We start from the raw sequence: 2,244 nt of genomic DNA, 5'->3' as shown, positions 1-2,244 counted from the left end.
GATTCATGATGCAGGTAAGAATGACTATGAGTTCCTGCCCGACGGCAGTTACCAAGTTCTGGGGTGGGACGAAGGCTAGTCGAAAATTCCTGACCAGCGTAATTTTATCTGCATTACTTGCTGTTCCCTGTACAGGTCTAGCTGCAGATATAACCAGTCCACTAGCGTCCGATAAAACTTTTAGCGAGGATACTAAGGTAACTGGTACAAATGGTGTAAAAACTTCAAGCAATGCAATAACCATAGATGCAGGCAATTCTACGCTGACATTAGATAATACCAATAACGGTATCGTCTTTTCTAATTCTGGTCAAAAGATTACTATAAAAGCCAAAGAGTTGAATATTCTTAATGCAGAGTATGGTATACACCAAGGTTCCTCTAGCAATAATGAAGTTTCTGTTGATGGAGTGGTAAATATAAGCGGAACTCAGTTTGCTGTTGATTCAAATGCTAATATGACGTTAAATTTAAATGGCGGACTTAATATAAAGGATAATTCTATTACGAGTCAAACTGCTGGCTCAAATGCTGCTATACGTTTAGAAAATTGGTCCACATTAAATACTCCTAGCTTATCTATAGAAAATGTTAGCGATAAATACGGAATGGGTCAGGTTTTCGGATTAGAGCTGTATGGAAATTCCTGGGTTAATGCTAATGAGTTAAAAATTGAAAATCTTCAAGGTGAAGAAAATATTTCAGGTATATACACTCGTGGTGCTGGCGTTCGAAGTGATTCAATAATAATAAGTGATATTAAACAGCTGGAGTCAGGTGAAAGCACTAACTATGATGTCTCCGGCATTCATAATCAAGGCGGGGGTATTGAAGCTAAAGATATTAGCATAAAACAAATAGATGGCAGTAATGTTAAAGGTACAGCGGCCCGTGGCTTATATATGGATAATTATGGAACATATGTAGCAGTTGATAATTTAACTATTGATACCGTTAAAGGGCAGGAAGCAGATGCTTTTGGCATTTGGAATCAAGGCCAAACCCTATTCAATCATACAGGTGATAACAGCACTGAAACTGTAAGAATCAGTAATATTTCCAGCAATAAAGATGCTTATGGTTTCTATGCTGATAAAGGCGGTTCAAAGCAGAGCAATAATTACATAAAAAAATTAAGTATTACCAACGTTGAGGGCGAAAACAGTTATGGTATTTTTAATAAGGATGATTCTATCGTAACGGTGGATGAAAATGCCGTTATTAAAAATCTTACTGCTAATACTTTAAAGCAGGGTGTTCATACAGAAGATCAAGCAGTAACAAATTTATCTGGCAGTGCAGAGATTGCTGCCGAAACAGCATTATTTGCTAATGGTAACGCTAAAATAGAAGTAAACAGCAGCAAGCAAGGCACAGTTAAGCTCACAGGCAAAACTATGCGTCAGGATGATGCTGTTATTAATGCTGTTTTAAATAACGCAAGCTCCTATTGGCATCTTACAGGTGACAGCACTCTTACTGATTTAGAATTGAGCAATAATGCTCTGCTGGATATGGGCAAAGACAGCGGTAAATTCAGCAGTCTGAAAGTAAACAAGCTTGACGGTGATAAGGGCAAGATCAATATGGACATCGACGCAAGCACGAATACCAACAACAGTGACCGCCTGTACATCGCAGGCACCCACACCGGCAACCATTACATTACGCTCAACAACGTTAATGCAGATAGCAATAATGACGGCGCTGCCGGTACGGTTCTTGTAAGTGTAAAGGACGAGCAGGGCAACTTCTTTGCCAACGATAAGGAAGGATCCTTGTATTGGAATAAGTACACTTTAGATAAACAAGACAGCGCTACCGACGGTTACACTAAGGATTGGTACTTGAAAAAAGTAGAATTCATCCCTTCTAAACCAACCACCAGTGTAGATGCAGTAGATGCAACCCAAAGACTGGCTTTTGCCAACTGGGTGGAGGACGACAAGCTTATGCGGCGCATGGGCGACCTGCGCAACGAAACCAATAATGAGGAAGGCGTTTGGGTGCGCGTCAAAGGCGGCAAATACAGCGGCGATGGCTTCAGCAACCGTCACACCATGTACCAGCTTGGCTATGACGATGTTGTAAAAAATACTGATAAGCTGAAACGTTATCAGGGCGTAGCCTTCTCCTACGATGACGGCAAGAACAGCTTCAACCGCGGCAGTGGCAAGCTGAAAGCCAAATCTATCGGCTTCTATAGCACGGACCTGCGCAACAAAGGCCATTATCTGGACTTGG

General features: G+C 41.1%; 1 protein-coding gene. It reads left to right on the top strand.

The window, feature by feature from the left end:
* Positions 1 to 26: 26 nt before the first annotated feature.
* Positions 27 to 2,244, top strand: a 2,218-nt coding sequence (locus Q7P05_RS03725) for an autotransporter outer membrane beta-barrel domain-containing protein (protein ID WP_303930545.1), incomplete at its 3' end; no start/stop codon positions are given.

It is taken from the genome of Veillonella dispar (assembly GCF_937975875.1).
GTDB lineage: Bacteria > Bacillota > Negativicutes > Veillonellales > Veillonellaceae > Veillonella > Veillonella dispar_B.
This window is presented reverse-complemented; position numbering and strand designations above follow the sequence as displayed.